The following is a 25,461-nucleotide window of genomic DNA, read 5'->3' as shown; positions in this document are numbered from 1 at the left end:
ACTCGATGGCCGGCAGGCTGAAGGGAAAGATCGCGGTCGTCACCGCGGCGGGGCAGGGGATCGGCCGCGCGATCGCCGAGGCGTTCGTCGCCGAAGGGGCGACGGTCTTCGCCTCCGACATCGCGCGTGACAAGCTCGACGGGCTGGCGCGGGCGAAGAAGGCGAAGCTCGACATCCTGTCGACGAAAGCGGTCGAATCCTATGCGGCGAAGGTCGGCGAGATCGACATCCTCGTCAATGTCGCCGGCTTCGTCCATCACGGCACCGCGCTCGACACGTCCGAGAAGGACCTGGATTTCTCTTTCGACCTCAATGTCAAATCCATGCATCGAACGATCCGTGCCTTCCTGCCAGGCATGCTGGCGCGGGCAAAGGCGAACGGGACGTCGAGTTCCATCGTCAACATGTCGTCCGGCGCTTCGTCGATCAAGGGAGCGGCCAACCGCTACGCCTACGGAACGACAAAGGCCGCGGTGATCGGCCTGACCAAATCGGTCGCGATCGACTTCATCCGCCAGGGCATCCGCTGCAACACGATCTGCCCCGGCACGGTGCGCTCGCCGTCCTGGGAAGGGCGGGTGGAGGATCTCGGCAAATCGGTCGGCGGCAAGGACAAGGCGATGGAGATGTTCGTGTCGCGCCAGCCGATGGGCCGGGTCGGCGAAGCTTCGGAGATCGCGGCGCTGGCTGTCTATCTCGCTTCTGACGAATCTGCCTTCACCACCGGAACCGCCATTCCCATCGACGGAGGCTGGACGCTCTGATGGACCCGCGCACGCGCAATTCGGCGATCGCCGCCCTCGTCATCCTGCTCGGCTTCGGCATCGTCGCCTTCTACCTGCCGAAGATCATGCTCTTCGTCGGCGAGCGTTCGCCGGTGGCCGCGGGCGGCGTCGCCGTCCTCTTCGTGCTCGCTTTCTTCCTGGTGTTCTGGCTGCGCGGCCGTGCGCAGGGTGGGGGGCGCTGATGCGTATCCTGGTAACGGGAGCGGCCGGCATGATCGGCCGCAAGCTGGTCGCCCGGCTCGCCCGGGACGGCGAGGTCGCCGGCAGGCCGATCACCGCGCTCGACCTGCACGACATTGTCGCGGCCGATCTCGTTTCTATCCCTGACGCAGAGACTTCGGTCTTCGTCGGCGACATCGCCAGCCCCGACACTGTCGATACGCTGGTCTCGCGCCGGCCGGACGTCATCTTCCATCTCGCCGGCGTGGTGTCGGGCGAGGCGGAAGCCAATTTCGACCTCGGCTACCGGGTCAACCTGGACGGCACGCGGATGCTGTTCGACGCGATCCGGCTGGCGGACTACCGGCCGCGCGTCGTCTTCACCTCCTCGATCGCGGTGTTCGGAGCGCCGTTCCCGGATGTCATTCCGGACGAGTTCCACCCGACGCCGATGACCTCCTACGGCACGCAAAAGCTGATCGGCGAGGCGCTTCTGTCCGACTACACGCGCCGTGGTTTCATGGACGGCATCGGCATCAGGCTGCCCACCATCTGCGTGCGGCCGGGCAAGCCCAACAAGGCAGCCTCGGGCTTCTTCTCCGGCATCATCCGCGAGCCGCTCAACGGGCAGGAGGCGATCCTGCCGGTGCCGCGCTCCGTGGTGCACACGCATGCGAGCCCGCGTTCGGCGGTCGGCTTCCTGATCCGCGCAGCCGGCATCGACGGCGATCTCGTCGGGCCAAGACGCAACCTCAACATGCCGGGCGTGGGCGTGACAGTCGGCGAGCAGATCGAGGCGCTGGAGCGGGTTGCGGGCTCGAACGTGGTGAGCCTCATCCGCGAGGCGCCCGACGAAGCCGTGTGGTCGATCGTCAAGAACTGGCCTACGCGCTTCGAGGCGCGGCGGGCGCGGGAACTCGGCTTCGAGGCGGAGACCAGCTTCGACGAGATCGTGAGGGTCTATGTCGAGGAGGAACTCGCCTGATGGACTGGCTCTTCGCTGGGCTGATCGATCTTCCCAACTGGGTGATCCATGGTCTCGTGGGGGCGATCCTGGGAGGACTTGGCGGCTTGATCGGGGGAGCACTGCAGAAGGTTCTGCGGATTCCCCACCTGGCGTCCGTCCTTGCAGTCGTCGGTGCTGTCACAAGCACCCAGGTTACTAAGTCGGTTGTCATTCCGCGCATCGTCACAGCCAGCCTCAACGCTGATCTGCCGAAGAAGGGCGACGACGTGACGACCATCGTGCGGATCGACTATGACGGTCGGCGCTATGTCTATCACTATGAATTGGACGACAGCCTTCCGGGTGTCACCGCTGAAACGATGAAGACTGGCCTTCTGTCCGATCTATGCGCGCATTGGAAACCAGAATTCGCCGCCGGCAGGGTCGACGGCGCGGACTACAACTACCGGCTCCGCGGCGAAGTCATCTCATTCACGATCGAGCCCACCGACTGCACCTGACCAAGGGGCCGGTTTGCTCGTTCATATCGTCGCCATCAGCAGCGCCAGGCCGATCAGGAAGACGAAGGCGGCGCCTGCGATCTCGACCGTGACGTGGATGCGGTTGCCGATGCGACCGTCGCCGGCGATCGACACCGCGACGTTTTTCGCCGTCACCGCGAGCGTCGCCAGCGCCGAGACGGTGATGGCAGTGCCGAGCGCCATGGCAAGCACCGAGGCGATGCCGGCGACCCAGAGGCCGTTCAGGAAGGCGAAGGTCAGCACAATCAGCGCGCCGGAGCAGGGACGGATGCCGACCGACGCGACGGCGGCCCAGGCGGCGCGCCAGTCGAACCGCTCAGACGAAAGAAGTGCAGGGTCGGGCGCATGGCTGTGGCCGCAGGTCTCGCAGACCTCGCCCGGGCCATGGGCGTGATGCGCGTGGTCGTGGTGGTGCGCATGGGACTGCCCGTGATGATCATGATCGTGATCATGGTGATCATGCGCGAGCGCATGCGCGGCCGCGTGTGCATGATTGTGGCCATGCCCGGCATGCGAATGCGCATGAGAGTGGGCGACGGCCGCGGAGAGGCTGTGGGCCGGGTGGCCGGACAGGCGCGAGACCAGCCGCACACCGGCCTTCTTCCACAGGAGCCAGGCGCCGAAGAGGGTGACCAAGACGTAGCTCGACACTTCGAGGAACCAGGTGGCGTCGGTCATCGAGACGCTGGTGCCGCGCAGCAGGAAATAGACCAGCGTCATGACCACGATCGCGGTTGCGGCCTGGAGGAAGGCCGAGACGAAGGACAGCATGACGCCGCGGCGCAGCGCCACCTCATTGGCGAGCATGTAGGACGAGATGACTGCCTTGCCGTGGCCGGGGCCGGCGGCGTGAAAGATGCCGTAGGCGAAGGAGAGGCCGACCAGCAGCCATGCGCCGCCGCCGCCGTCGCGCATCGACTTCATCGCGCCGGTAAGCTGACGGTAGAAGCCCTGCTGCTGGGCGTTGACCCAATTGAGCACGCCGGAGAAGAAGCCGGTGGAAGGCAGCACGGCCTCGTTGGTGCCGATGCCGAGCGAGCTCGCCGCGTGGGCGTGCGCCGCGATATGGGTCAGGGCAAAGACCGTCGCGAGGGTTGCGAGCGCGATCCGAACCGTCTTGTGCTGCATGTCGTTCAACCCTGTGCCTGGCAGGTGATCTCCAGCTTGGTCGCGAAGATCTTGCTCATGTCGGTGCCCGCCGGATCGTTGAAGAACTCGTCGGTCAGCGTCGCCTGGTTCTGCGAGATCGCTTCGTCCGGGTCGGGACGGATCACCTGGCGCTTGCAGGAGGCGGGCAACGCGTCGACCTTCATGTTGTCGTCTTCGGTGAAGTCGATCGCGGTGTAGAAGGTCGGATCGTAGACGCCGAAATCGATCTTGCCGGAGAGCGGGAACGGCGTCTTCGGCTTGGATTCGAACAGGACGATGAGTTGGTTGTCCTCCAGCGTGGCGATCAGCTGGTCGGGCGCGCTCATCGCGACGTCCTTGCCGTCCGCCTCGACGAGCTGGAAGTAGTTGTATTCGGCGAGCGATTCGAAGATCGTCTTCGACACTTCCGCCAGCTCGGACTCGTCGAGCTTCAGGTCCTTGTTCGTGTCGAACTCGACCAGAACGGTCGAGGAGAACAGGTCGTCGAAGCGCCAGACATGGCGCAGCGCGGAGACGTTGCTCGAGGGGTCGAGCTTCACCTCGAGGCTGGCTTCGGCGAAGACGTGCGGATGAACCCAGGCGGGCGTAGACCACAGCAGGGCTGACGACAGGGCCGCCGCCACGATCCATCGCTTCTTTTCGGGAAATGGCATCCGTCCCCTCGTGTCCGAGCGCGCCGCGACAGATGCCTTCCAATGCGGGCAAAATTGGGACATCAGGCGGCGTCGTATTTCTTGAACCACTGGGCAAGGTAGTCGACGAAGACCCTGACCTTCGCCGGCAGGTAGCGCCGGTGCGGATAGACGGCGAAGATGCCGCCGCCGGTCGGCACGAACTCATCGAGGACGGAGACCAGCGTGCCGTCCTCCAGCGCCGGGCGGGCGATAAAGTCGGGCATGGTGGCGAAGCCGAGCCCGGCGATAGCGGCGGCGCGTACCGATTGCGGGCTGTTGACCTCCAGCCTCCCGGTCACCGGCACGGTGATCGGCTCGCCCGCTTCGTTGACGAAGGGCCAGTTCGACAGCCAACGTCCGTTGGTGTCGATCACGCAGGGCATGCGCGTCAGGTCCTGCGGCCGCGTCGGGCGACCATATTTCTCGATCAGTTCCGGCGCGCCGCAGATCCTGATGCCGAAGGGCGACAGCTTGCGTGCGATCAGCGAGGAGCTCTCCAGCCGGGTGATGCGGATGGCGAGGTCGTAGCCTTCCTCCACGAGGTCGACGAAGCGGTCGTCGAGATGGATGTCCAGCACGATGTCGGGATGCTCCTTGGCGAAATCGATCATCGACTGGCCGATCGGTGCGTCGGCGAAGGTGCGCGGCGCGGTGAGCTTGATGCGGCCCCGCACATCGCCGGAGGAATCGCGCACCGTATCGGCGAGGCTGTCGATCTCGCGCAGGATCTCCGAAGCGCGCTTGTAATATGTGTGGCCGGCCTCGGTGAGCGAGAACTGGCGCGTAGTGCGGTTGAGCAGCAGCGCGCCGAGTTCGTCCTCCAGCTCACGGACATATTTCGACAGCAGCGCCTTGGAGCGGCCGATCTTGCGCGCCGCGGCGGAAAAGCCTTCCGCCTCCACCACGTCGATGAAGGCACGCATGCGGGTGAGGGTGTCCATGTTCACACCGTCGTTCGAGAATCAGGAACGGCAGACGCCGGATCGTTCGATATTTATGGCAGGAGAGCGGGCGAGGGGGAAGGGAGGAGGAAGCAGCACGGCAGCGGCATGCGACGCCGCTTTCCGCTTGCGATCAGCCCAGCATCGGGACTAGGCGGGAGGCGATCAGAATTGCCGGGACATCTTCATGACCAACGCCGCCAGACTCCGCATCGCCGTCCTGTTCGGCGGGCGTTCTTCCGAGCACGAGGTTTCGGTGATGTCGGCGACGAACGTCATGGCCGCGCTCGATCCGGAGAAATACGACGCGGTTCCCGTCTACATCACGCGCGAGGGCCGGTGGCTGGCGAGCAGCTTCTCGGACGGGGCGCTGGCGAGGCCGGACAGCGGCACGGAGCTCTGCCTGACCGCGGGCGGGCAGGGCCGGTTGCTGGCGATCGATGCGGGTGCTGCGCGCGACCTTCCGCCGGTCGATATCGTCTTTCCGGTGCTGCACGGCCTCAACGGCGAAGACGGATCGGTGCAGGGTCTGGCCCAGGCCGCGCGCGTACCGCTTGTCGGCTGCGGCATCCTCGGCTCGGCGGTCGCGCTCGACAAGGACATCGCCAAACAGCTGCTGCTCCAGGCCGGCGTGCCCGTCGCACGTTCGCTGACGGTCATCGAGGACTCGGCTCCGTCCTTCGCCGAGGTGAAGGCGGCGCTCGGTCTGCCTGTGTTCGTCAAGCCGGCCCGGCACGGTTCCTCAGTCGGCGTGAGCAAGGTGTCCGACGAGGCGGGCTACGCGGCAGCGCTGGATCTCGGCTTCCGCCATGACGACAAGCTCCTGGTGGAAGAATTCATAAAGGGCCGGGAGATCGAGCTCGCCGTGCTCGAAGCGCCCGAGGGCGGCCTGTTCGTCTCGCGGCCGGGCGAGATCGCGCCTGCGGAAAGCCACGGCTTCTACAGCTACGACGCTAAATATGTCGACGCAGACGGGGCGAAGATCATCGTTCCGGCTCAGCTTCCGGCGGAGGTTGAGGAACGGCTGAAAGATCTGGCGGCACAGGCGTTTAGGGCGACGGGCTGCGATGCGATGGCGCGCGTCGACTTCTTCGTCACGGAGGATTTCGGCATCCGCCTCAACGAGCTCAACACCATTCCCGGCTTCACCAACATTTCGATGTATCCGAAGGCGATGGCCGCGAGCGGCGTCGATTATCCGACGCTCATCGACCGGCTCGTGGCGCACGGGTTGGCGAGAGCGAAGCGGCAGACCTTCTGAAGCCCGGCCATTCCTGGATCGGCCATCGCGGCCGCTCCCGCGGAAACCGGTCAGGCGGCACAGGTTTCGGTCTCTGGACCAATTGTCGCAGTCAGACGAAAGGACTATGAGCCCACGTCATGACCGGTGCGCTGGTGCCCGGTCAAGCGGATGCCCTTGGCGCTGCGCGTTTCCGTGTTCGATGGCGCGATTTCCTCCCGTTTTCGCCGTCAGATATCGGCCGTGCGGCCGGCTACTCAACAGGAACGGTGCATGAAAGCTCTTGCGAAACTCTATGCCGTGGTGCTTGGCCTGATAGGGCTGGGCCTCGCGGCGGCAGGCGGCTGGCTGATCGGATTAGGCGGCTCGGTCTACTATCTCATCGTCGGCATTGCCTATCTCGTCGCGGCGATCCTGCTGTGGCGCGGCAAGGCGAGCGGCGGTTTGCTCGTGCTGGCCGTCGCGGTGCTGACGGTTCCGTGGGCGCTGTGGGAAGCCGGCGCCGAATTCTGGCCCGTGTTCGCCCGTGTAATGGCGCCTCTCGCGCTCGCCGGGTTTGCGCTGCTGTTCACGCCTTCCGCGGCGCCGACGGCGCGCTCCGGCCTCTACCGCGCAGGTGCGGCGCTGGCGGCGGTTCTGTTCGTCATCGGCTTCGGCTTGGCCTTCGTGCCGCACGGCGTGGTGCGCCCCTCGGCCGACATGGCCGCCTATACCGCGGCGAAGGGCGACAACGCGCCTGCAAACTGGACGGCCTACGGCCGCACCACGGCCGGGCTGCGCTATTCGCCGTTCGACCTGATCAACCGCGGCAATGTCGGCAATCTGGAACTGGCGTGGACCTATCGCATGCGGACGCGGCGACATCGGCATCGACCAGAACACGCCGCTTCAGATCGACGATACTGTCTATTCGTGTACCACGAGCAACGTCATCATCGCGCTCGACGCGGACACCGGCGCCGAGCGCTGGAAGTTCGATCCGCAGGCGAAGGGGCCGTTCTGGCAGCGCTGCCGTGGCATCGGATATTATGAGCTGCCGGCCGAGCAGCAGGTCCAGGGCCAGCTCTGCAACACGCGCCTGATCATGACCACGGTCGATGCGCGCCTGTTCGCCATCGATTCCAAGTCGGGCCAGGTCTGCCCGACCTTCGGCAACAACGGCGTCGTCTCGCTGGGCGAGAACATGGGCGAGGTCATCCCCGGCTTCTACTTCCAGACCTCGGCCCCGCTGGTCGCGCGCGACAAGATCGTCGTCGGCGGCTGGGTCGTCGACAACCAGATGGTCGGCGAGCCGTCGGGCGTCATCCGCGCCTTCAACGTCGTGACGGGCCAGCTCGACTGGGCCTGGGATCTCGGCAACCCTGCGATCACCGGATTGCCGCCTGCGGGGCAGACCTATACGCGCGGCACGCCCAATATGTGGACGACGGCCGCCTATGACGACAAGCTGGGCCTGATCTACGCGCCGCTCGGCAACACCACGCCGGATTATTTCGGCGGCAACCGTCCGCCCTTCGCGGACGAATACAACGCCTCGCTGGTGGCGCTCGACGTGACCACCGGCCGCGAGCGCTGGAAGTTCCAGACCGTTCATCACGACATCTGGGACTACGACCTGCCGTCGCAGCCCGCCCTGCTCGATCTGCCCGACGGCAAGGGCGGCACGACCGCGGCGGTGCTGCAGACCACCAAACGCGGCCAGCTCTTCCTGCTCGATCGTACGACGGGCAAACCGCTCGCCGACGTCGAGGAAAAGCCGGTGCCGCAGACGGGCCATGCGCCGGAGGAATATCTCTCCCCGACGCAGCCCTATTCGGTCGGCATGCCGACGATCGGCGCCGAGCACCTGACCGAGGCGAAGATGTGGGGGCTGACCATGTTCGACCAGCTCGCCTGCCGCATCGCCTTCAAGCAGCTGCGCTACGAGGGCGACTTCACGCCGATCGGCCTCAACTACGCCATCTCGCAGCCTGGCAACATCGGCGGCCTGAACTGGGGTTCGGTCTCGGTCGACGTGCCGAACAACCGCGTCTTCCTCAACGACGTGCGGGCGCCGAGCATCTTCGCGCTGGTGCCGCGCGAGGGCTACGACGCCTTCGCCAAGAAGGTGCACGCCGACGACACGGGTCATGGACCGTCGCCGCAGCGCGGCACGCCCTACGGCATGGCGACCGAGATGTGGGTCTCGCCGCTCGGTGTGCCCTGCGTGAACCCGCCCTTCGGCACGGTGACGGCGGTGGACATGAACACCCGCAAGATCGCCTGGCAGGTCCCGGCCGGCACGGCCGAACAGCTTGGCCCGCTCGGCATCAAGTCCAAGCTGCCGATGCCGATGGGCCTGCCGACCTATGCCGGCACCTCGGCGACGGCCGGCGGCCTGGTGTTCTTCGCGGGCTACCAGGACTACTACATCCGCGCCTATGACGCCGCGGACGGCACGGAGCTGTGGAAGTATCCGCTGCCGGTCGGTGCAAGCGCGACGCCCATGACCTACGTCTCGCCGAAGACCGGCAAGCAGTATGTGCTCGTCTCGGTCGGCGGCGCGCCCTATTCGGCCGACAAGGGCGACTACGTCATGGCCTTCACGCTCAAGGGCGTGCAGTGACCTGACAATCGTCTGCGGGCTGAGGCCCTGACTAGAAAGGCCCGTCCGTCCGGATGGGCCTTTTCATTTCTGCAGGGTAGGCCGGGCGTCCGTCAGCTACGCAGGCCGGGCGCTTCCTGACCGGTGCGCGCGACATATTCTGTGTAGCCGCCGCCATAGGCCTCGATGCCGTCCGGCGTCAGCTCCAGCACGCGGTTCGACAGCGCGGCGAGGAAATGCCGGTCGTGGCTGACGAACAGCATCGCGCCCTCGAAGCGCGACAGAGCCTCGATCAACATCTGCTTGGTGGCGATGTCGAGGTGGTTGGTCGGCTCGTCCAGCACCAGGAAGTTCGGCGGGTCGAACAGCATCTTGGCCATCACCAGCCGCGCCTTCTCGCCGCCGGACAGCACGCGGCACTTCTTCTCTATCTCGTCGCCGTGGAAGCCGAAGCAGCCGGCGAGCGCGCGCAGCGGCGCCTGGCCGGCCTGCGGAAATGAATCCTCCAGCGACTGGAGCACCGTGTGATCGCCCTCGAGCAGGTCCATCGCGTGCTGGGCGAAATAGCCCATCTTCACGCTCGGGCCGCGCGCCACCGTGCCGGCGTCCGGTTCGGACGCGCCGGCGATCAGCTTCAGCAGCGTCGACTTGCCTGCGCCGTTGACGCCCATGACGCACCAGCGCTCGCGGCGGCGGACCTGGAAGTCGAGGCCGTCATAGATGGTGCGGCTGCCATAGCTCTTCGAGACGTTCTTCAGAGTCGCCACGTCCTCGCCCGAGCGTGGCGCCGGCTGGAACTCGAAGCGGACCGTCTGCTGGCGCTTGGGCGGCTCGACCTTCTCGATCTTGTCCAGCTTCTTGACGCGGCTCTGCACCTGCGCGGCATGGCTGGCGCGCGCCTTGAAGCGCTCGATGAAGGCGATTTCCTTTGCGAGCATCGCCTGCTGGCGCTCGAACTGCGCCTGTTGCTGCACGTCGGCCAGCGCGCGCTGCTCGCGGTAGAACTCGTAGTCGCCGGAATAGGAGGTCAGCGTGCCGCCGTCGATCTCGATGATCTTTCCGACGATCCGGTTCATGAACTCGCGGTCGTGCGAGGTCATCAGGATCGCGCCGTCGAAGCCCTTCAAATAGGACTCCAGCCAGATCAGGCTTTCGAGGTCGAGGTGGTTCGACGGCTCGTCCAGCAGCATCATATCGGGCCGCATCAACAGGATCTTGGCGAGCGCGACGCGCATCTTCCAGCCGCCCGACAAGTTGGCCACGTCGCCGTTCATCATCTCGTCCGAGAAGCCGAGGCCGCCCAGCACCTCGCGCGCGCGGCCGTCGAGCGCATAGCCGTCGAGCTCGTCGAACTTGGCCTGCACCTCGCCGTAGCGGGCGATGATGTCGTCCATCCGGTCGGCCTGGTCCGGATCGCCCATCGCGGCCTCCAGCTCGGCCATCTCGCCCGCCAGGGCGCTGACGGGGCCGACCCCGTCCATGACCTCCACCACCGCGCTGCGGCCGGACATCTCGCCGACGTCCTGGCTGAAATAGCCGATGCGCACGCCCTTATCGATCGAGACCTGGCCTTCGTCGGGCTGCTCTTCGCCATTGATCATGCGGAACAGCGTCGTCTTGCCGGCTCCGTTGGGGCCGACAAGGCCGACCTTCTCGCCGCGCTGCACCGTTGCCGACGCCTCGATGAAGACGATCTGCTTGCCGTTCTGCTTGGAGATGGATTCGAGACGGATCATGCGTGCCCAGCCGATGAGGAATCCGGCCGTCGCGACCGTCAGGAAGCGGTGCCTAAACCATTCCGGACGGACGAGCGCAAGGGGCGGATGCCGTATCGGGGACGGGCGGGACGCATCGTCGCGGCTATCTCGCCGCGGTCTTCGGATATTCGAGCTGCATCGCGACGAAGTCTGAGGTGCGGGCGCCGTAACGACCAGAGATCGCGTCCAGCGTCGCGGTCAGCGCCTGCGCCGGCCGAGCGGTGATCGCGGGAAGGCGCGTGGCGGCGGGCCACTCGGCCTGGACGCGGTCGGGGAGGATGCGCAGGCCGGCACGGGTGACAACCGCCTCGGGGGTCGCCGCGAAGGTGAGGGCGCGGGAGCGGTAGGTGCGCGACCAGGCGTCCGCAACGAGCGCGAGCGCCACCTCATCGATGCCCGCCTGCAGCGGGATGCCGAAGGTCTCGCGGCCCCAGAACGTGGCCGAATTGCCGATCGCCGTCAGCGCGAAGGGGCGAGTGAAGGTGAAGGCGCTGCTGTCGTGGCGCGCGTCCCAGCTCTCTAAGCCGAGTTCGCTGGCCGTGGCCTCCGCCTTGTCGCGGCTGGCGATCGCCTCGATCAGCGTCAGCGACATTGGCATGGAGGCGGTGATGCCCGTCGTGGTGACCACGCGGCCGTCGACGACGAGGCGGCGGTCGGGAACGTAATCCATCGTCGGGCTTAGGCCGCGCAGCTGCTTCAGGTAGTACCAATGGGTGGTGCCCTTGCGCTTGTCCAGCAGGCCGGCGGCGCCGACGACCTTGGCCCCGGCGCAGACGCCGATGACGATGGCGCCCTTGGCGGCCTGCGCGCGGATGAAGTCCAGCGCGGCCGGATCGTCGTCGCGGCTCATTGCCGGGACGATGAGATAGTCCGCGCCGTCGGGATAGCGCGTGTCGAACTCGGCGGTTGTGGCGTCCGGCTCCACCTTGAGCGCCGGGAAGAGCGCGACCGGCCCCGGGCCGGTGGCGAGCGCCACCACCTCCGCCACGTCCGCACGGCGCAGGATGCCGTAGGGCATCAGGTAGTCGGTGGTCTCGGTGGCGTCGTTGATGCCGAGGATCGCGACCACCGGGCGCTCGCGCTTCGGCGGCTTGAGGGCGTCGAGCACGGCCTGGGCCTCGCCGGAAGGGATGGCGGGCGCGGCACTGGCGACGGGCGCGGCGGGCAGCGACAGGATCCAGCCGCCTGCCGCCAGCGCGAACAGGACGATCAGCCCGAGCACCCCCCAGAGCGCCATCCGCAACGTCATCGCGATATCTCCTCGCCAGTCGACTTGACGGCAGCCTAGCGCCGGCGCAGCATGTCCGAAATGACATATTTCGTGCAAAAACAGACATGACCCGATCGATCGCGCTGGTCCTCCATCCCGGTTTCCAGCTGCTCGACGCAGCCGGGCCGGTGGCGGCCTTCGAGATGGCGGAGCGCTTCCGCCCGGGATCCTATGCGCTGGCCGCAATCGCGCCGGGCGGCGGCGAGGTGGCGAGCTCGTCGGGCCTCTCGATGTCGGCCGCGCCGATGCGCGACGGACCGTTCGACACGGTGATCGTCTCCGGTGGCGAGATCGTGCGGTCGATGGGGGCGTTCCGCGAGATCGTCGCCTGGCTGGGAGCCGTCGAGGCACGGCGGATCGCCAGCGTCTGTTCCGGCGCCTTCATCCTGGCCGCGGCGGGCCTCTTGGAGGGGCGGCGCGCGACGACCCACTGGGGCAGCACCGAGCATTTCGCGCGGCTCAATCCGAAGGTGAAGCTCGACGCGGAGCGCATCTTCATCCGCGACGGCAACATATGGACCTCGGCCGGAATCAGCGCCGGCATCGACCTGGCGCTGGCGCTGATCGAGGAGGACCTGGGGCCCGACGTGTCGCGTCGCGTCGCGCAGGAGCTGGTGGTGCACCAGCGCCGGCCGGGCGGCCAGTCGCAGTTCGCGCCGCCGGTGGAACTGGCCGGCCGCAGCGGCCGCTTCGCCGACTTGACCGACTGGATGCGCGCGCATCTCGCCGAGCCGCTGACGGTCGAGCAACTGGCCGATCAGGCGGCGATGAGCCCGCGCCACTTCGCCCGCGCCTTTCTCGCCGAGACCGGCACCACGCCGGCCAAGGCGGTGGAGCGGCTGCGGCTGGAAACGGCGCGGCGGGCGCTGGAGAGCGGCCACGCGCCGCTGGAGCGAATCGCCGAGGAGGCGGGGTTCGGCGACGCCGCCCGCATGCGCCGCGCCTTCCTGCGCGGCTTCGGCCAGCCGCCGCAAGCCTTGAGACGCGCCGCGCAGCAGGCCGAGACGCGCCGGCGCGTGGCGGGGGTCTAGCGCGGGCGCACGGTTGGTGGGCGTGCCGCCGTCGCGCTATGTCGGGCAGGGGACCACCTAGCGGCGGTCCGTGCGGATGTGCTCTTTGCCTTTCTGAAAAGCGCTGCGCTAGAAACGCCGGAATCCTCCGGCGAAACAACCCGTTAACATCTGCCGCGACCTCACGAAAAAAATCCGCCCCGCACCCACTTTTTCCTTGATTGTGACACACCCTCTCATTACATCCGCGCTTGCCCAAAGTCGCACGTGCCTGTGGGCGTCCCCCGAACCTCGGAATGGCGAGGCGAGGGCAGGTAACCGGGGAGTAACGAACCCGGTCGGTTCAGCGGCCAACCGCCGATCCGAGGACGCCTTGAAGCAACGACGGTGCGGGCCTTGTTGGAAGCCGGTTGTCCACATGCCGGTCTCCTCTGAGGCACACCCTCATTGCCGGCAGTGCGGACGGGTCTCCCCTCCAAGCCAAGGCAGACAAAGCGAACCGAGGTCGGGCTGACCAAGGTTCATCGCCGCGAGATGGCTTTCGATGGTTCCGGGGTCTCCACCGGCTGGTTCCATCGGATACGCGTCCCGCCTTTGTTTGACCGCGACAGCGAGGCTGCGTGCCCGCTCGCTCGCAGCAATGGCGCGCATCCGCGCGATGGAGAGACCCGATGGCCACCCAGCGCATCCTCGATTTCCTCGCCACCCGACGTCCCGCCGGCCCCTGCCTGGTGGTCGACCTCGACGTCGTGGCCGACAATTTCCGCGCCTTCGAGAAGGCGCTGCCGGAAAGCAAGATCTACTACGCGGTGAAGGCAAACCCGGCGCCGGAGATCCTGCGCCTGCTTGCCTCGATGGGATCGTCCTTCGACACCGCGAGCGTTGCCGAAGTCGAGATGGCGATGGACGCGGGTGCGCCTGCGGACCGCATCTCCTTCGGCAACACCATCAAGAAGGAGCGCGACATCGCGCGCGCCTACGAGCTCGGCATCCGCCTCTTTGCCGTCGACTGCGTCGAGGAAGTGGAGAAGATCGCGCGTGTCGCTCCCGAGGCCCGCGTGTTCTGCCGCGTCCTGACCGACGGCGAGGGCGCCGAGTGGCCGCTGTCGCGCAAGTTCGGCTGCGTGCCGGCGATGGCTGTCGACGTGCTGCGCCATGCGAAGTCGCTCGGCCTCGACGCCTATGGCGTGTCGTTCCACGTCGGCTCGCAGCAGACCAACCTCGACGCCTGGGACAAGGCTCTGGGCGACGCCAAGCGCGTGTTCGCGACGCTCGCCGACGAGGGCATCGTGCTGAAGATGGTCAACATGGGCGGCGGCTTCCCGACGCGTTACCTGAAGGACGTGCCGGCGGCGCAGGCCTACGGCCAGGCGATCTTCGATGCGCTGTCGAAGCACTTCGGCAACCAGATCCCGGAGACGATCATCGAGCCGGGCCGCGGCATGGTCGGCAATGCGGGCGTTATCAAGTCGGAAGTGGTTCTGATCTCGCGCAAGTCGGCCAACGACAACGTGCGCTGGGTCTATCTCGACATCGGCAAGTTCGGCGGTCTCGCCGAGACGATGGACGAGGCGATCCGCTACCCGATCGTGACCGCGCATGACGGCACCGAGACGGCACCCTGCGTGCTCGCCGGCCCGACCTGCGATTCGGCGGACGTGATGTACGAGAAGACGCCCTATCCGATGCCGCTGTCGCTGACGATCGGCGACGAGGTGCTGATCGAGGGCACGGGCGCCTACACGACCACCTATTCGGCGGTCGCGTTCAACGGTTTCGAGCCGCTGCGGGCCTACGTCATCTGACGAGGCTAACGCCCTAACCGGGCTGCACAAAAATGCGACAGGCGAGGCGTCGTGCCTCGCCTGGGACAATCGACCAGATCCACCGATTTTCCTGCAACTCTCGCTTTGGGGGTGCGTTGACCGCACACCCGAGGACAATGCCGTGACCGCCGTGCCTGCCCCTTCCATCGCTTTTGCTTTCACAATCCAGACCGAATCCGCCCGCGACATCGCTGCCCGCGAGGCGCTGCTCGACCGCGCCATGGGCCCGGGCCGCAAGCGCAAGTCGTCGGAGAAGATCCGCCGCGGCCGTCTGCCGTCCGAGGGGCTCGCCTTCGTCGCGCGTGGCGAGGACGGGCGTGCCGCCGGGACGGTGCGGCTGTGGGATGTCGAGGCGGGCGACAGGTGCGCGCTCCTGCTCGGCCCGCTCGCGGTCGACCCGTCGCTGAAGTCGGCCGGCATCGGCTCGGCGCTCATGAAGCACGCGATCGCGGAATCCGCGCGCCTTGGCCATGGAGCCATCCTGCTGGTGGGCGACGCGCCCTATTACGCCCGCTTTGGCTTCTCGGCGGAGAAGACCGATCGGCTCGCCATGCCCGGCCCCTACGAGAAGCACCGCTTCCTGGCGCTGGAACTCAGGGACGGCGCGCTGGATGGCGCGCAGGGCGTGCTGAAGGCGGCCGGCCGCAAGAGCGAGGCGGCGAAGGCGGCGCTGGCCGCCTGAGCGGTCAGCTCCCAGCCAGACTGTCGCGAACATCCATGAGCGAGAACCCGAGAAGGTTCTCGCCCCTCCACCGCAATGGATTCTCGGCATGCTCGTCGTCCGCTGCGAGACCTATGCCCCAGATCCGGTCGACAGGACTCGCCTCGACAAGCACGGCCTTCCCTGTCGATTGGAGAAAGGAGCCGAGTGCGGGGTTCTGGCGGAATTTTTCGAGATTTCCGGTGGTGACGATATCGCGTCTGGCAGCGGACCAGCGCATCTCGTTGAAGCCGCGAACCTGACGTCCGAGTTCCTTGACCTGCCTGGGACCGCCGGCTTCGCGTATTCGCTTTGCTGCGTCATCGTCGCCGAACAGCAGGGCTTTTCCCGCCATCATCCAGTGTTCCGCGGTAGGATAAGTGACACCCTCGACCTTGAAAGGCGAAGGCCACCATTGGCTGAAGCATGCAGGCGTCAGCCTTCCGTCTTTTGAAGGCTGGTGGCCCCAGAAGAAGACGAACTTCAGCTTTGCCTTTGCGCGGAATTCCCGTTCGAGCCATTGGCGATCATAGGTCATTGCTCATAGTCCCAGCTCGCCCAGATGACGTCAACGAACAGGGTGGCCGTCCCAGGGTGCTTGACGCCAAGGCTCTATAGGCATTTATATAAGCAGTTATATATCTACAGCGAGTTCTATGATGACGGAGGATGTAGTACGCGCGCTTGGCTATCTGTGCCTCGGCACACGCTTTCGTCGTATCGGCGAGCGGCTGCAGGCCGATACGCAGAAGATCATCGACGGGTTTGGCGGAGCGGTGCAGCCAGCGCTCTACCCGCCGCTCGCCGCTATCGATCGGCTGGGACCCCTCGGCATCGGCGACCTCGCGGAGGCGCTGGGGATCACGCAGCCTGGCGCGACGCGTGCGGTTTCGGAGCTGGCCAGGATGGGGTTGGTCACCGCGCAGGCGCCGCCCGACGACCAGCGCCGGCGCGTCATCACGCTGACCGAGGCCGGCCGACAGGCGGTGGAGGAGGGCAAGACGATGATCTGGCCGCGGATCGAAGCGGCGGTCGCCGATCTCTGCCGCGACCTTCCGGCGGGGCTTCTCGAACAACTCGCGTCGATGGAGGACCGGCTCGCCGAGCGGCCGCTCCAGCGGCGCGCGGAGGATCCGGACGATGGCGCATCTTCTCGATAGACCGATCTGGACATCGCTCGTCTCGCGCCACGCGGCGCTCGCCGAGGGCGGGGCATTGGCGAAACGCTACCCCGCCGACATGTCCGCCTTCGCCGCGACCGGCGACGAGACGCGAGAGAGCATCGCCGCGCTCGGCGAGCTCGCGGAGCCGGGCGGGACGCTGTTGCTCGTGCAGAAGGATCCGCTCGCCTTCCCCCACGGCTTCGAGCCGGCGACGCAGGCGACGCTGGTGCAGATGGTGGCGGATGCGCCTGTCGCCTTCGCCGATGACGAGCGCATCCGGCCGCTCGGGCGCGCCGACGCGGCCGACATGCTGGAGCTTGCGACGCTGACGAAGCCCGGGCCGTTCTCGCTCAGGGCACAGGATTTCGGCCCGTTCTGGGGCATCCGAGAGAACGGACGCCTGATCGCCATGGCCGGCCAGCGGCTCGGACCGAACGGGCTGCGGGAACTGAGCGGCGTCTGCTCGCATCCCGACGTGCAGGGGCGGGGGCTCGGGCGGCTGATGTCGCTCTACGGCACCCGCAAGATCCAGGAGGCGGGCGATACCGCCTTCCTGCACGCCTACACGACCAATGCGCCAGCGATCAGGCTCTACGAGTCCATCGGGTTCCGGCTGCGCGAGACGATGAACATGGCGGCCATCCGCAGGGGCGACTGACCGCCATCGGAATCACACGATCTGGCTGAGCGCCATCGCCACCGACATGTCGCCGGCGACCTTGATCTTGCCGGTCATGAAGGCGGCGGTGGGGTTCAGTTCGCCGGCGATCAGGTCCTTGAAGTCGTCCAGCGAGATGGTGATCGTGCAGTCGGCGGGCGCATCGGTGGTGGACACGGTCGTGCCGTCGATGACGATGACGCCTTCGCCCTTGAGGTCGAATTTGACCGAGCGGTCGAAGCCGCTGGCGGCGACCTTGTCCTTCATCTTGGCGGCGATGTCTTCCACGCTCATGGCGTCCTCCTGAGTGCGGGCGGGCATGGCGCGCCGGCCGGCGGTTGATGGGTGGCCCGGACATGTTCCGAGGCTGTCGAGTCATTACCAGTCGTTTGACGTTTACGTCAACGTAGTCTAGCGTCCGATCACCTCGGGGAGGAGGCCGATGACGTATCGCAGCATACTGCGACAGGACTGTTTCAGCGGACAGACGATCGTGGTGACGGGCGGCGGGTCGGGTATCGGCCGCTGCGTGGCGCACGAGCTTGCAAGCCTCGGCGCGCATGTCGTCATCACCGGGCGCAGGCAGGAAAAGCTGGACGGCGTGCTGGCCGAGATCGCCGAGGATGGCGGCTCGGCGGAAGCGCGCGCGTTCGACATCCGCGACGAGGAGGCGGTCAAGGCGGCGGTCGCGTCGATCGTTTCCGCGCGCGGGCGGATTCACGGACTGGTCAATAATGCCGGCGGGCAGTTTCCCGCCCCTATGCAGTCGATCTCGAAGAAGGGTTTCGACGCCGTCGTCGCCAACAATCTGACCGGCGGTTTTCTTGTCATGCGCGAGGTCTACCTCCAGGCGATGGAGGCGGCTGGCGGTGCGATCGTCAACACGGCGGCCGACATGTGGCGCGGCATGCCGGGCATGGCGCATTCGGGGGCTGCGCGGGCTGGCATGGTCAACCTCACCAAGACGGCGGCCTACGAGTGGGGGCCGGCCGGCGTGCGGGTCAACTGCGTCGCGCCCGGCTGGGTCGCCTCGTCGGGCATGGACACCTATGACGGCATGACGCGGGCGCTGATCCCGACGCTGAAGAAGCATGTGCCGCTCGGGCGCATCGGCGTCGAGGCGGAGGTCTCGGCCGTCATCTGCTTCCTGCTGTCGCCGGCCGCATCCTTCGTCACCGGCGTGACGGTGCCGATCGACGGTGGCTCGCCGCTGGGTTCGGCGCTGTTCCCGATCGGCAAGGGCAGGGGAACCGAACCCTTCGACGGCTTCCACCGCGCCGTCGTGCCCGATGTCCTGTCCGGAAAGGACGCTGGCTGATGCCGGTGCTGTCCTCTGCGATCGACACCGCCTCGCCAACCTTCAAGGCCAATGTCGAGGCGATGGCGGCGAAGCTCGCGAGGGTGCGCGAACTGGAGGAGCGGGTGCGGCAGAACTCGGCCGCGCGGCGCGAGACGTTCGAGAAGCGCGGCCAGATTCTTCCACGCGAACGTGTCGAAAGGCTGCTCGACCGCGGTGCGCCTTTCCTCGAAATCTCGACGCTCGCCGGCTATCGCATGCACGACGACGACGGCGGCAGGAACATCATGGGCGGCGGCTCGATCGCCGGTATCGGCGTGGTTGCCGGCAAGCGCGTCGTCGTCACGGCGAACGACAGCGGCATCAAGGGCGGGACGATCCCCCCGATGGGGCTGAAGAAGGCGCTTCGCTGCCAAGAGATCGCGCTGGAGAACCGGCTGCCGATCGTCTCGCTGGTCGAGAGCGGCGGCGCCAACCTGCTCTATCAGGCCGAGATGTTCGTCGAGGGCGGCCGTTCCTTCGCCAACCAGGCGCGGCTCTCCGCCGCCGGCATACCGCAGATCGCCATCGTGCATGGCTCGTCCACGGCGGGCGGAGCCTATCTGCCCGGCCTGTCGGACTATGTCGTTCTGGTGAAGGGCCGCTCGAAGATATTCCTCGCCGGCCCGCCTCTGGTGAAGGCCGCAATCGGCGAGGATGCCAGCGACGAGGAACTCGGCGGCGCCGACGTGCACGGCCGGGTAACGGGACTTGGCGAATATGTGGCCGACGACGATGTGCAGGCGCTCGCGATCGGCCGGCAGATCATGCGCCATCTCGCGTGGGACGAGGTGGCGGGCGGCCCGCGAAGCGTCTCCGCCCCGGTCTACGATCCCGACGAACTGCTCGGCATCGTGCCCGCCGACGACCGGACGCCGTTCGACATGCGCGAGGTGATCGCGCGGATCGTCGACCGCTCTGAATTCCTGGAGTTCAAGGCGGTCTACGGGTCGGAAACGGTGTGCGGCCATGCCTTCGTGGATGGCCGTCCGGTCGGTATCCTCGCCAACAACGGGCCGATCATGCCGACGGGATCGACCAAGGCGGCGCAGTTCATCCAGCTCTGCGACCAGTCCGGCACGCCGCTGGTCTTCCTGCAGAACACCACCGGCTACATGGTCGGCAGGCAGGCGGAGGCCGACGGTGCGATCAAGCACGGGTCGAAGATGATCCAGGCCGTGGCGAACGCGCGCGTGCCGAAGTTCACCTTCGTCATCGGCGGCTCCTATGGTGCCGGCAATTACGGCATGTGCGGCCGGGGCTTCTCGCCTCGCTTTATCTTCTCCTGGCCGTCGGCGCGCACTGCGGTGATGGGCGGCGAACAGGCGGCGCGGGTGATGGAGATCGTAGCGCGCGGCAAGGCCGCGCGGGAGGGCGGCGCAGTCGACGAGGAGGCGCTCGCGAAGCAGAGCGCGATGATCCGCGGCGGCATCGAGGCGCAGTCGGACGCGCTGTTTGCCACCGCAAGGCTCTGGGACGACGGCATCATCGACCCGCGCGACACGCGGGCGGTCCTTGCGCTGTGCCTGGCGGTCGCGGCGGAGGGCGAGCGGCGGGAGCTGCGGGCGAACACGTTCGGCGTGGCGAGGATGTAGAGACGACGAAACTGGTGATGCACCCCCTCACCGACCGGCTTCGCCGGCCACCTCTCCCCCTGCCTGGGGGAGAGGAGATGCCAATCGCCGAGGCTACCACTCCTCTCCCCCATGCAATGGGGGAGAGGTGGATCGGGCGAAGCCCGAGACGGTGAGGGGGAAAGATCGTAGGGAGAAACCGCATGCACTTGACTGCCGAACACGAGAACCTCCGCCGCACGGTGGCGAAGTTCGTAGACACCGAGATCAATCCGCATCTCGACGCCTGGGAGGCGGCTGAGGAGTTTCCGTCGCACGAGCTGTTCAAGAAGCTCGGCAATCTCGGCCTGCTCGGCATCAAATACGATACCGAATATGGCGGGCTTGGCCTCGACTTCTCCTATTCGATGGTGATGGCGGAGGAGCTGGGCCTGTGCCATGCCGGCGGCGTGCCGATGGCGATCGGGGTGCACACCGACATGTGCACGCCGGCGCTGAACCGCTTCGGGTCCGACCACGTGAAGAAGAACTTCCTCGCGCCGTCGATTGCCGGCGATGTCGTCGGCTGCCTCGGCGTCTCCGAACCCGGCGCCGGCTCGGACGTCTCGGCGGCGAAAACGTCGGCGCGCAAGGACGGCGGCGACTATGTCATCACGGGCCAGAAGATGTGGATCACCAACGGGCTGAAGGCCGACTGGTGCTGCCTGCTCGCCAACACGTCGGACGGGCCGGCGCACAAGAACAAGTCGCTGATCTGCGTGCCGATGGACGCCAGGGGCATCACCAAGCAGAAGATCCACAAGATCGGCATGCATTCCTCCGACACCGCGCAGCTCTTCTTCGACGAGGTGCGCGTGCCGCAGGCGAACGTCATTGGCCAGGAGGGCTTCGGCTTCACCTACCAGATGCTGCAGTTCCAGGAGGAGCGGCTCTATTCCGCCGCGAGCTCCATCAAGGGATTCGACCGGCTGATCGACCTCACCATCGACTACACGCGTGACCGGCAGGCCTTTGGCAAGTCGATCCTGGACAATCAGGTGGTGCACTTCCGCTTGGCCGAGTTGCGCGCCGAGGTCGAGCTGCTCAGGGCGCTGACCTGGAGCGCGATCGAGCTGTATGTCTCGGGCAAGGACGTGACCAAGCTCGCCTCGATGGCGAAGCTCAAAACCGGGCGGCTGGCGCGCGAGTTGACGGATGCCTGCCTGCAATATTGGGGCGGCATGGGCTTCACCGCCGACAATCCGGTCAGCCGCGCCTATCGCGACACGCGGCTGGTGTCGATCGGCGCCGGCGCGGACGAGGTGATGCTGTCGATCATCTGCAAGCTGGAGGGCACGCTGCCCGGCACCAGCAACAAGGCGGCAAAGTCGCACTGATGGCGGATTACGAGACCATCCTCGCCGAGGAGAGCGACGGCGTTCTGTCGCTGACATTGAATCGCCCGGCGGTGAAGAACGCCATGTCGTTGGCGATGGTGCGCGAGCTGCGCGCGGCCCTTGCGGCGGCCGAGGCGGGCGGGAGCGTGCGCGTGATCGTGCTGCGCGGCGCCGGCGGCACGTTCTGCGCCGGCGGCGACATCGCCGACATGGCGAAGGCGCGCGCAGAGCCGCTGGTGGAAGGGCGGCCCGATCCGTTCGCGGCCGTCAATCGCGCCTTCGGCGAGATGCTGGCCGAGTTCGCGCGGACGGGTGTCGCCGTCGTCGCAGCGGTCGAGGGCGCCGCGCTCGGCGGCGGCTTCGGGCTTGCCTGCGTGTCGGACGTGACGATCGCGTCGCGCGGGGCGAGATTCGGCCTGCCCGAGACCAGTCTCGGCATCCTGCCGGCGCAGATCCTGCCGCCGCTGATCGAGCGGATCGGCTACGGCCAGACCAAGCGGCTGGCCGTCGTGGGCGGCTTCATCGACATCGACGAGGCGCTGTCGCTCGGTCTTGTGCACGAGGTGGCGGACGATCTCGACACGGCGGTCGAAGCCTGCGTGCGCAAAATCCTGCGCTGCGCGCCTGGCGCGCTCGCCGCCACCAAGGGTCTGATCGCCGAGGCGCGGCTGGCGCCGACCGGCGGGATCATCGACCGCGCGGCGGAACTGTCCGCGATCGCACTGCGCAGCGCCGAGGGTGCGGAGGGCACGGCGGCGTTCCTGGAGAAGCGCAGGCCGGGCTGGGCGGTAGGATGATGCAGAATCCCCCGATCGCAAAAACACCCGCTCACCGTCACGGGCTTCGTCGCCAGGTATCCGCATGATCCGCTCCCTCCTCATCGCCAATCGCGGCGAGATCGCCTGCCGGATCATCCGCACCGCACGGCGGATGGGGGTCGCAACCGTCGCGGTCTACAGCGATGCCGATGCGAACGCCCCCCATGTGCGGCTGGCTGACCGGGCGGTGCGGATCGGCGGTCCGCTCCCGGCGGACTCATACCTGAATGCCGGCGCGATCATCGAGGCCACGAGCGCCGCTGGCGCCGACGCGGTGCATCCTGGGTACGGCTTCCTGTCCGAGAATGCGGCGTTCGCCGAGGCATGCGTGGCAGCGGGGCTGATCTTCGTCGGCCCGCCGCCAACCGCGATCCATGCCATGGGCGACAAGGCGCGCGCCAAGCGGCTGATGTCGCAAGCCGGCGTGCCGGTGGTGCCGGGCTATGAGGGCGAGGACCAGTCTCCGCAGACACTGGCGCGGGAGGCGGAGCGGATCGGCTTCCCGGTGCTGATCAAGGCGGCGGCGGGCGGCGGCGGGCGCGGCATGCGCCGGGTCGACCGGGCGGGGGATTTCGCGGCAGCGCTCGAAAGCGCCCGGCGCGAGGCCGAGAATGCGTTCGGCGATCCGTCGGTGCTGATCGAGAAACTCGTCATCGATGCGCGGCATACCGAGATCCAGGTCTTCGCTGACCGCCACGGCAATGCGATCCATCTCGGCGAGCGCGACTGCTCGGCGCAGCGCCGGCACCAGAAGATCGTCGAGGAAGCGCCGTCGCCCTTCGTCACGCCGGCGCTCAGGCTCGCCATGGGCGCGGACGCCGTGCGCGCGGCGAGGGCGGTCGGCTACGAGGGCGCCGGCACGGTGGAGTTCATCGTCGCGCAGGACGGCACTTACCATTTCTTGGAAATGAACACGCGGCTGCAGGTCGAGCATCCGGTGACCGAGATGGTGACCGGCCTCGACCTGGTCGAGTGGCAGTTGCGCGTGGCATCAGGCGAGGCCTTGCCGGCCACGCAGGATGAGGTGAGCCTGCGCGGCCATGCGATCGAGGCGCGGTTCTATGCCGAGGACCCCTATGACGGCTTCCGTCCGCAGAGCGGCCAAATCCTGCGCTGGCGGCCGACCGAGGGGCACGGCGTGCGCGTCGATGCCGGCGTGGCAGAGGACGGCGTCGTGACGCCTTACTACGACCCGATGATCGCCAAGGTGATCGCGCACGCGCCGGACCGGGCGCAGGCGATCGATCGGCTGGTCGCGGCGCTGCACGGCTCGACCCTTCTCGGCATTGCGACCAACCGCCGCTTCCTGATCGACCTCCTGTCCGCCGAAGCGTTCCGGCAGGGCGAAATGACCACCGGGCTGATCGACCGCTGGATCGGCGAGGGCGCTGCCATTCTCGACGCGCCGCAGCCCGCTGCGTTCGATTTCGCGATCGCCGCGGTGGCGCTGGCGAGCCGCGACGGTGGCAGCTGGTTCCGTTCCACCGGCGCTGCGAACTGCCCGATCACACTCGCCTGCGGGACGGATCGACTGGAGACGGAAGTGCGCTTCGAGCGAGGTCGGCTGGTTGGCGTCACCGTCGGCGGAGAGGCGGTCGCGATCGAGGCGGTGCGGCTCGGTGACGACGACATCGCCTTCTCGGTGGAGGGCGTGTCGCGTCGGGCCGGCTTCCTGTTCGACGGCCGCGACGTCCATCTCGACCGGGACGGCACGGTCTTCATCTTCCACGAGCCCGATCCTCTGGTGCGGCCGCCGGCGACGAAAGACCCGCGCCGCATCGTGGCCCCCGTCTCGGGCGTGGTCCGCGCGGTGGGCGTGGTCGCGGGGCAGGCAGTGAGCGTGGGCGACATGATTGCGATGGTGGAGGCGATGAAGATGGAGAACGCGCTCAACGCGGCCATCGACGGGGTCGTCGCGGCGCTGCACGTGGCCGAAGGCGCGCAGGTGGCGGCGGGCCAGCTCATCGCGGAGATCGAGCCCGACCATGGATAAGGCGATCCTCACCTGCGCGCTGAACGGCGTGCTGACAGACCCGTCGCAGAACGCTATTCCCGTCACGCCGGAACAATGCGCCGCCTCGGCGCGCGAGGCCTATGACGCCGGGGCCTCGATCATCCATATCCACTTCCGGCAGCAGGGCGCCGGCAGGGGCCACTTGCCGAGCTGGGAGCCGGACGTGGCGGTGGCCGTCTGCGAGGCGATCCGGCAGGCATGCCCGGGCGTCGTGGTCAACCAGACGACCGGCACGGTCGGCCGGGACATCGCCGGACCGCTCGCCTGCATCCGCGCGGCGCGGCCGGAGATCGCCGCCTGCAACGCCGGAAGCCTGAATTATCTCAAGATCAAGGCCGACGGCGCCTGGGCCTGGCCGCCGATGCTGTTCGACAATCCGGTCGAGAAGGTGAAGGCGTTCCTCGATGAGATGGCCGAGGCCGGCGCGCTGCCGGAATTCGAGTGCTTCGATACCGGCATCGTGCGTTCGGTCGGCATGTATGTGGCGAACGGCATGGCGCGAACGGCGCAGTACAATTTCGTCATGGGTGTCGCCTCGGGCATGCCCGTCGACGCCGCGCTGCTGGAGCTGTTGCTGAATTACCGGATCGAAGGCGCGCGCTGGCAGGCGACGCTGATCGGCAGGGCCGAGATCTGGCGGGTGCACCAGCGCGCGGCGGAGCTCGGCGGCATGCTGCGCACGGGGCTGGAAGACACATTCTACCTGCCCGACGGAACGCGCGCGACCGGCAACGGCCAGCTGATCGAGGCACTCGCCGGCTGCGCGCGCCAAGCCGGCCGCGAGATAGCTTCGCCGGCCGAGGCACGTGCGATGCTGGGCCTGCGGGAGTAAGGCTTTCGTTCTTCGCCGATCGTGGCAGATGGAGGGGCTGAGCGGCTCTGACTGAATGCGCAAACAGTCATGCGCCCTTGAACCACCGCCACAAGATTGTTATACAA

The 25,461-nt window shown here is 67.2% G+C and carries 23 protein-coding genes and 1 pseudogene; 17 read left to right on the top strand and 7 right to left on the bottom strand.

The genetic code is table 11. The annotated features are described in order from the left end of the window. Positions 1–5 precede the first annotated feature (5 nt). The 4 genes from LRS09_RS03670 to LRS09_RS03655 are packed head-to-tail and all read left to right on the top strand — an operon-like array spanning position 6 to position 2,411. The gene (locus LRS09_RS03670) at positions 6–764 is read left to right on the top strand and encodes an SDR family oxidoreductase (protein WP_257804327.1); all 759 of its coding nucleotides are present in this window, start codon (positions 6–8) and stop codon (positions 762–764) included. Continuing rightward, complete coding sequence (locus LRS09_RS03665) at positions 764–967, top strand: hypothetical protein (protein WP_176247597.1); 204 nt, start codon at positions 764–766, stop codon at positions 965–967. Before LRS09_RS03670 ends, LRS09_RS03665 begins: the two co-directional genes overlap by 1 nt. Further along, positions 967–1,929 (top strand): D-erythronate dehydrogenase, encoded by a 963-nt coding sequence (denD, locus tag LRS09_RS03660; protein WP_257804325.1) that lies wholly within the window; start codon positions 967–969, stop codon positions 1,927–1,929. Before LRS09_RS03665 ends, denD begins: the two co-directional genes overlap by 1 nt. Beyond that, on the top strand, positions 1,929–2,411 hold the full coding sequence (locus LRS09_RS03655; RefSeq protein ID WP_257804324.1) for a hypothetical protein: 483 nt from the start codon (positions 1,929–1,931) through the stop codon (positions 2,409–2,411). Before denD ends, LRS09_RS03655 begins: the two co-directional genes overlap by 1 nt. Positions 2,412–2,432: 21 nt before the next feature. On the opposite strand, the gene LRS09_RS03650 is transcribed toward LRS09_RS03655, so the two are convergent. The 3 genes from LRS09_RS03650 to LRS09_RS03640 form a co-directional block, all read right to left on the bottom strand. Next, complete coding sequence (locus LRS09_RS03650) at positions 2,433–3,560, bottom strand: nickel/cobalt transporter (protein WP_257804323.1); 1,128 nt, start codon at positions 3,558–3,560, stop codon at positions 2,433–2,435. A 5-nt stretch (positions 3,561–3,565) separates the two neighbouring features. Continuing rightward, entirely contained in the window at positions 3,566–4,234 is a 669-nt protein-coding gene (locus tag LRS09_RS03645) for a DUF1007 family protein (protein ID WP_257804321.1), read from the bottom strand. A gap of 62 nt (positions 4,235–4,296) precedes the next feature. Beyond that, positions 4,297–5,196: a LysR family transcriptional regulator gene (locus LRS09_RS03640; RefSeq protein WP_257804320.1), complete on the bottom strand. Its 900-nt coding sequence runs from the start codon at positions 5,194–5,196 to the stop codon at positions 4,297–4,299. 187 nt (positions 5,197–5,383) lie between these two features. Between LRS09_RS03640 and LRS09_RS03635 the strand changes: the two genes are divergently transcribed. Both LRS09_RS03635 and LRS09_RS03630 read left to right on the top strand, forming a co-directional pair. Then, positions 5,384–6,457, top strand: a complete 1,074-nt coding sequence (locus tag LRS09_RS03635) for a D-alanine--D-alanine ligase family protein (protein ID WP_257804319.1) — start codon at positions 5,384–5,386, stop codon at positions 6,455–6,457. A gap of 252 nt (positions 6,458–6,709) precedes the next feature. Then, positions 6,710–9,041: pseudogene (locus tag LRS09_RS03630) on the top strand (membrane-bound PQQ-dependent dehydrogenase, glucose/quinate/shikimate family). Between the two features lie 92 nt (positions 9,042–9,133). On the opposite strand, the gene LRS09_RS03625 reads toward LRS09_RS03630, so the two are convergent. Together LRS09_RS03625 and LRS09_RS03620 are read right to left on the bottom strand one after the other, a co-directional pair. Further along, a complete protein-coding gene (locus LRS09_RS03625; protein ID WP_257804317.1) occupies positions 9,134–10,756 on the bottom strand; it encodes an ABC-F family ATP-binding cassette domain-containing protein in 1,623 nt (540 codons plus the stop codon). 124 nt (positions 10,757–10,880) lie between these two features. Beyond that, positions 10,881–12,026 carry a DJ-1/PfpI family protein gene (locus LRS09_RS03620; protein ID WP_257804316.1) on the bottom strand — a complete coding sequence of 382 codons (1,146 nt, stop codon included), beginning with the start codon at positions 12,024–12,026 and terminating at the stop codon, positions 10,881–10,883. Between the two features lie 86 nt (positions 12,027–12,112). Here LRS09_RS03620 and LRS09_RS03615 point away from each other — a divergent pair, with 86 nt between their 5' ends. From LRS09_RS03615 to LRS09_RS03605, 3 genes are all read left to right on the top strand, one after another. Continuing rightward, positions 12,113–13,078 (top strand): GlxA family transcriptional regulator, encoded by a 966-nt coding sequence (locus tag LRS09_RS03615; protein WP_257804314.1) that lies wholly within the window; start codon positions 12,113–12,115, stop codon positions 13,076–13,078. Positions 13,079–13,728: 650 nt separating this feature from the next. Continuing rightward, complete coding sequence (gene odc2, locus LRS09_RS03610) at positions 13,729–14,862, top strand: ornithine/lysine decarboxylase (RefSeq protein WP_257804312.1); 1,134 nt, start codon at positions 13,729–13,731, stop codon at positions 14,860–14,862. A gap of 142 nt (positions 14,863–15,004) precedes the next feature. Continuing rightward, entirely contained in the window at positions 15,005–15,565 is a 561-nt protein-coding gene (locus tag LRS09_RS03605; RefSeq protein WP_257804311.1) for a GNAT family N-acetyltransferase, read from the top strand. Positions 15,566–15,569: 4 nt separating this feature from the next. Here LRS09_RS03605 and LRS09_RS03600 read toward each other — a convergent pair whose 3' ends face one another. Then, positions 15,570–16,121, bottom strand: coding sequence for an NADAR family protein (locus LRS09_RS03600; protein ID WP_257804310.1), 552 nt, complete (start codon positions 16,119–16,121; stop codon positions 15,570–15,572). A gap of 121 nt (positions 16,122–16,242) precedes the next feature. Between LRS09_RS03600 and LRS09_RS03595 the strand changes: the two genes are divergently transcribed. Continuing rightward, positions 16,243–16,743 carry a MarR family winged helix-turn-helix transcriptional regulator gene (locus LRS09_RS03595; protein WP_257804309.1) on the top strand — a complete coding sequence of 167 codons (501 nt, stop codon included), beginning with the start codon at positions 16,243–16,245 and terminating at the stop codon, positions 16,741–16,743. Continuing rightward, positions 16,724–17,404, top strand: a complete 681-nt coding sequence (locus LRS09_RS03590; RefSeq protein WP_257804308.1) for a GNAT family N-acetyltransferase — start codon at positions 16,724–16,726, stop codon at positions 17,402–17,404. The genes LRS09_RS03595 and LRS09_RS03590 overlap by 20 nt, the downstream gene beginning before the upstream one ends. A gap of 12 nt (positions 17,405–17,416) precedes the next feature. Here the strand turns inward: LRS09_RS03590 and LRS09_RS03585 are convergent, their stop codons facing one another. Then, complete coding sequence (locus tag LRS09_RS03585) at positions 17,417–17,698, bottom strand: SCP2 sterol-binding domain-containing protein (protein ID WP_257804307.1); 282 nt, start codon at positions 17,696–17,698, stop codon at positions 17,417–17,419. A gap of 148 nt (positions 17,699–17,846) precedes the next feature. Here LRS09_RS03585 and LRS09_RS03580 point away from each other — a divergent pair, with 148 nt between their 5' ends. The 6 genes from LRS09_RS03580 (at position 17,847) to LRS09_RS03555 (ending at position 25,354) form a co-directional block, all read left to right on the top strand. Beyond that, on the top strand, positions 17,847–18,722 hold the full coding sequence (locus LRS09_RS03580) for an SDR family oxidoreductase (protein WP_257804305.1): 876 nt from the start codon (positions 17,847–17,849) through the stop codon (positions 18,720–18,722). Beyond that, the gene (locus LRS09_RS03575) at positions 18,722–20,335 is read left to right on the top strand and encodes an acyl-CoA carboxylase subunit beta (protein ID WP_257804304.1); all 1,614 of its coding nucleotides are present in this window, start codon (positions 18,722–18,724) and stop codon (positions 20,333–20,335) included. Before LRS09_RS03580 ends, LRS09_RS03575 begins: the two co-directional genes overlap by 1 nt. A 182-nt stretch (positions 20,336–20,517) precedes the next feature. Continuing rightward, positions 20,518–21,690: an acyl-CoA dehydrogenase family protein gene (locus LRS09_RS03570; RefSeq protein ID WP_257804303.1), complete on the top strand. Its 1,173-nt coding sequence runs from the start codon at positions 20,518–20,520 to the stop codon at positions 21,688–21,690. Continuing rightward, a complete protein-coding gene (locus tag LRS09_RS03565) occupies positions 21,690–22,487 on the top strand; it encodes an enoyl-CoA hydratase-related protein (RefSeq protein WP_257804301.1) in 798 nt (265 codons plus the stop codon). Before LRS09_RS03570 ends, LRS09_RS03565 begins: the two co-directional genes overlap by 1 nt. 64 nt (positions 22,488–22,551) lie before the next feature. After that, on the top strand, positions 22,552–24,501 hold the full coding sequence (locus tag LRS09_RS03560; protein WP_257804300.1) for a biotin carboxylase N-terminal domain-containing protein: 1,950 nt from the start codon (positions 22,552–22,554) through the stop codon (positions 24,499–24,501). Continuing rightward, positions 24,494–25,354, top strand: coding sequence for a 3-keto-5-aminohexanoate cleavage protein (locus LRS09_RS03555; protein ID WP_257804299.1), 861 nt, complete (start codon positions 24,494–24,496; stop codon positions 25,352–25,354). Before LRS09_RS03560 ends, LRS09_RS03555 begins: the two co-directional genes overlap by 8 nt. Positions 25,355–25,461: the final 107 nt, after the last annotated feature.

Source organism: Mesorhizobium sp. J428, assembly GCF_024699925.1.
Lineage (GTDB): Bacteria > Pseudomonadota > Alphaproteobacteria > Rhizobiales > Rhizobiaceae > Mesorhizobium_A.
Note: the sequence above shows the minus strand (reverse complement) of the source record. Positions and strands in the feature narration are given on the sequence as shown.

Coding starts and splice junctions, on each gene's coding strand:
- LRS09_RS03670 (WP_257804327.1), top strand. CDS start 6: ATGGCCGGCAGGCTGAAGGGAAAGATCGCGGTCGTCACCGCGGCGGGG.
- LRS09_RS03600 (WP_257804310.1), bottom strand. CDS start 16,121: ATGACCTATGATCGCCAATGGCTCGAACGGGAATTCCGCGCAAAGGCA.
- LRS09_RS03620 (WP_257804316.1), bottom strand. CDS start 12,026: ATGACGTTGCGGATGGCGCTCTGGGGGGTGCTCGGGCTGATCGTCCTG.
- LRS09_RS03580 (WP_257804305.1), top strand. CDS start 17,847: ATGACGTATCGCAGCATACTGCGACAGGACTGTTTCAGCGGACAGACG.
- LRS09_RS03655 (WP_257804324.1), top strand. CDS start 1,929: ATGGACTGGCTCTTCGCTGGGCTGATCGATCTTCCCAACTGGGTGATC.
- LRS09_RS03585 (WP_257804307.1), bottom strand. CDS start 17,698: ATGAGCGTGGAAGACATCGCCGCCAAGATGAAGGACAAGGTCGCCGCC.
- odc2 (WP_257804312.1), top strand. CDS start 13,729: ATGGCCACCCAGCGCATCCTCGATTTCCTCGCCACCCGACGTCCCGCC.
- LRS09_RS03625 (WP_257804317.1), bottom strand. CDS start 10,756: ATGATCCGTCTCGAATCCATCTCCAAGCAGAACGGCAAGCAGATCGTC.
- LRS09_RS03615 (WP_257804314.1), top strand. CDS start 12,113: ATGACCCGATCGATCGCGCTGGTCCTCCATCCCGGTTTCCAGCTGCTC.
- denD (WP_257804325.1), top strand. CDS start 967: ATGCGTATCCTGGTAACGGGAGCGGCCGGCATGATCGGCCGCAAGCTG.
- LRS09_RS03640 (WP_257804320.1), bottom strand. CDS start 5,196: ATGGACACCCTCACCCGCATGCGTGCCTTCATCGACGTGGTGGAGGCG.
- LRS09_RS03665 (WP_176247597.1), top strand. CDS start 764: ATGGACCCGCGCACGCGCAATTCGGCGATCGCCGCCCTCGTCATCCTG.
- LRS09_RS03560 (WP_257804300.1), top strand. CDS start 22,552: ATGATCCGCTCCCTCCTCATCGCCAATCGCGGCGAGATCGCCTGCCGG.
- LRS09_RS03635 (WP_257804319.1), top strand. CDS start 5,384: ATGACCAACGCCGCCAGACTCCGCATCGCCGTCCTGTTCGGCGGGCGT.
- LRS09_RS03570 (WP_257804303.1), top strand. CDS start 20,518: ATGCACTTGACTGCCGAACACGAGAACCTCCGCCGCACGGTGGCGAAG.
- LRS09_RS03555 (WP_257804299.1), top strand. CDS start 24,494: ATGGATAAGGCGATCCTCACCTGCGCGCTGAACGGCGTGCTGACAGAC.
- LRS09_RS03575 (WP_257804304.1), top strand. CDS start 18,722: ATGCCGGTGCTGTCCTCTGCGATCGACACCGCCTCGCCAACCTTCAAG.
- LRS09_RS03565 (WP_257804301.1), top strand. CDS start 21,690: ATGGCGGATTACGAGACCATCCTCGCCGAGGAGAGCGACGGCGTTCTG.
- LRS09_RS03595 (WP_257804309.1), top strand. CDS start 16,243: ATGACGGAGGATGTAGTACGCGCGCTTGGCTATCTGTGCCTCGGCACA.
- LRS09_RS03650 (WP_257804323.1), bottom strand. CDS start 3,560: ATGCAGCACAAGACGGTTCGGATCGCGCTCGCAACCCTCGCGACGGTC.
- LRS09_RS03590 (WP_257804308.1), top strand. CDS start 16,724: ATGGCGCATCTTCTCGATAGACCGATCTGGACATCGCTCGTCTCGCGC.
- LRS09_RS03645 (WP_257804321.1), bottom strand. CDS start 4,234: ATGCCATTTCCCGAAAAGAAGCGATGGATCGTGGCGGCGGCCCTGTCG.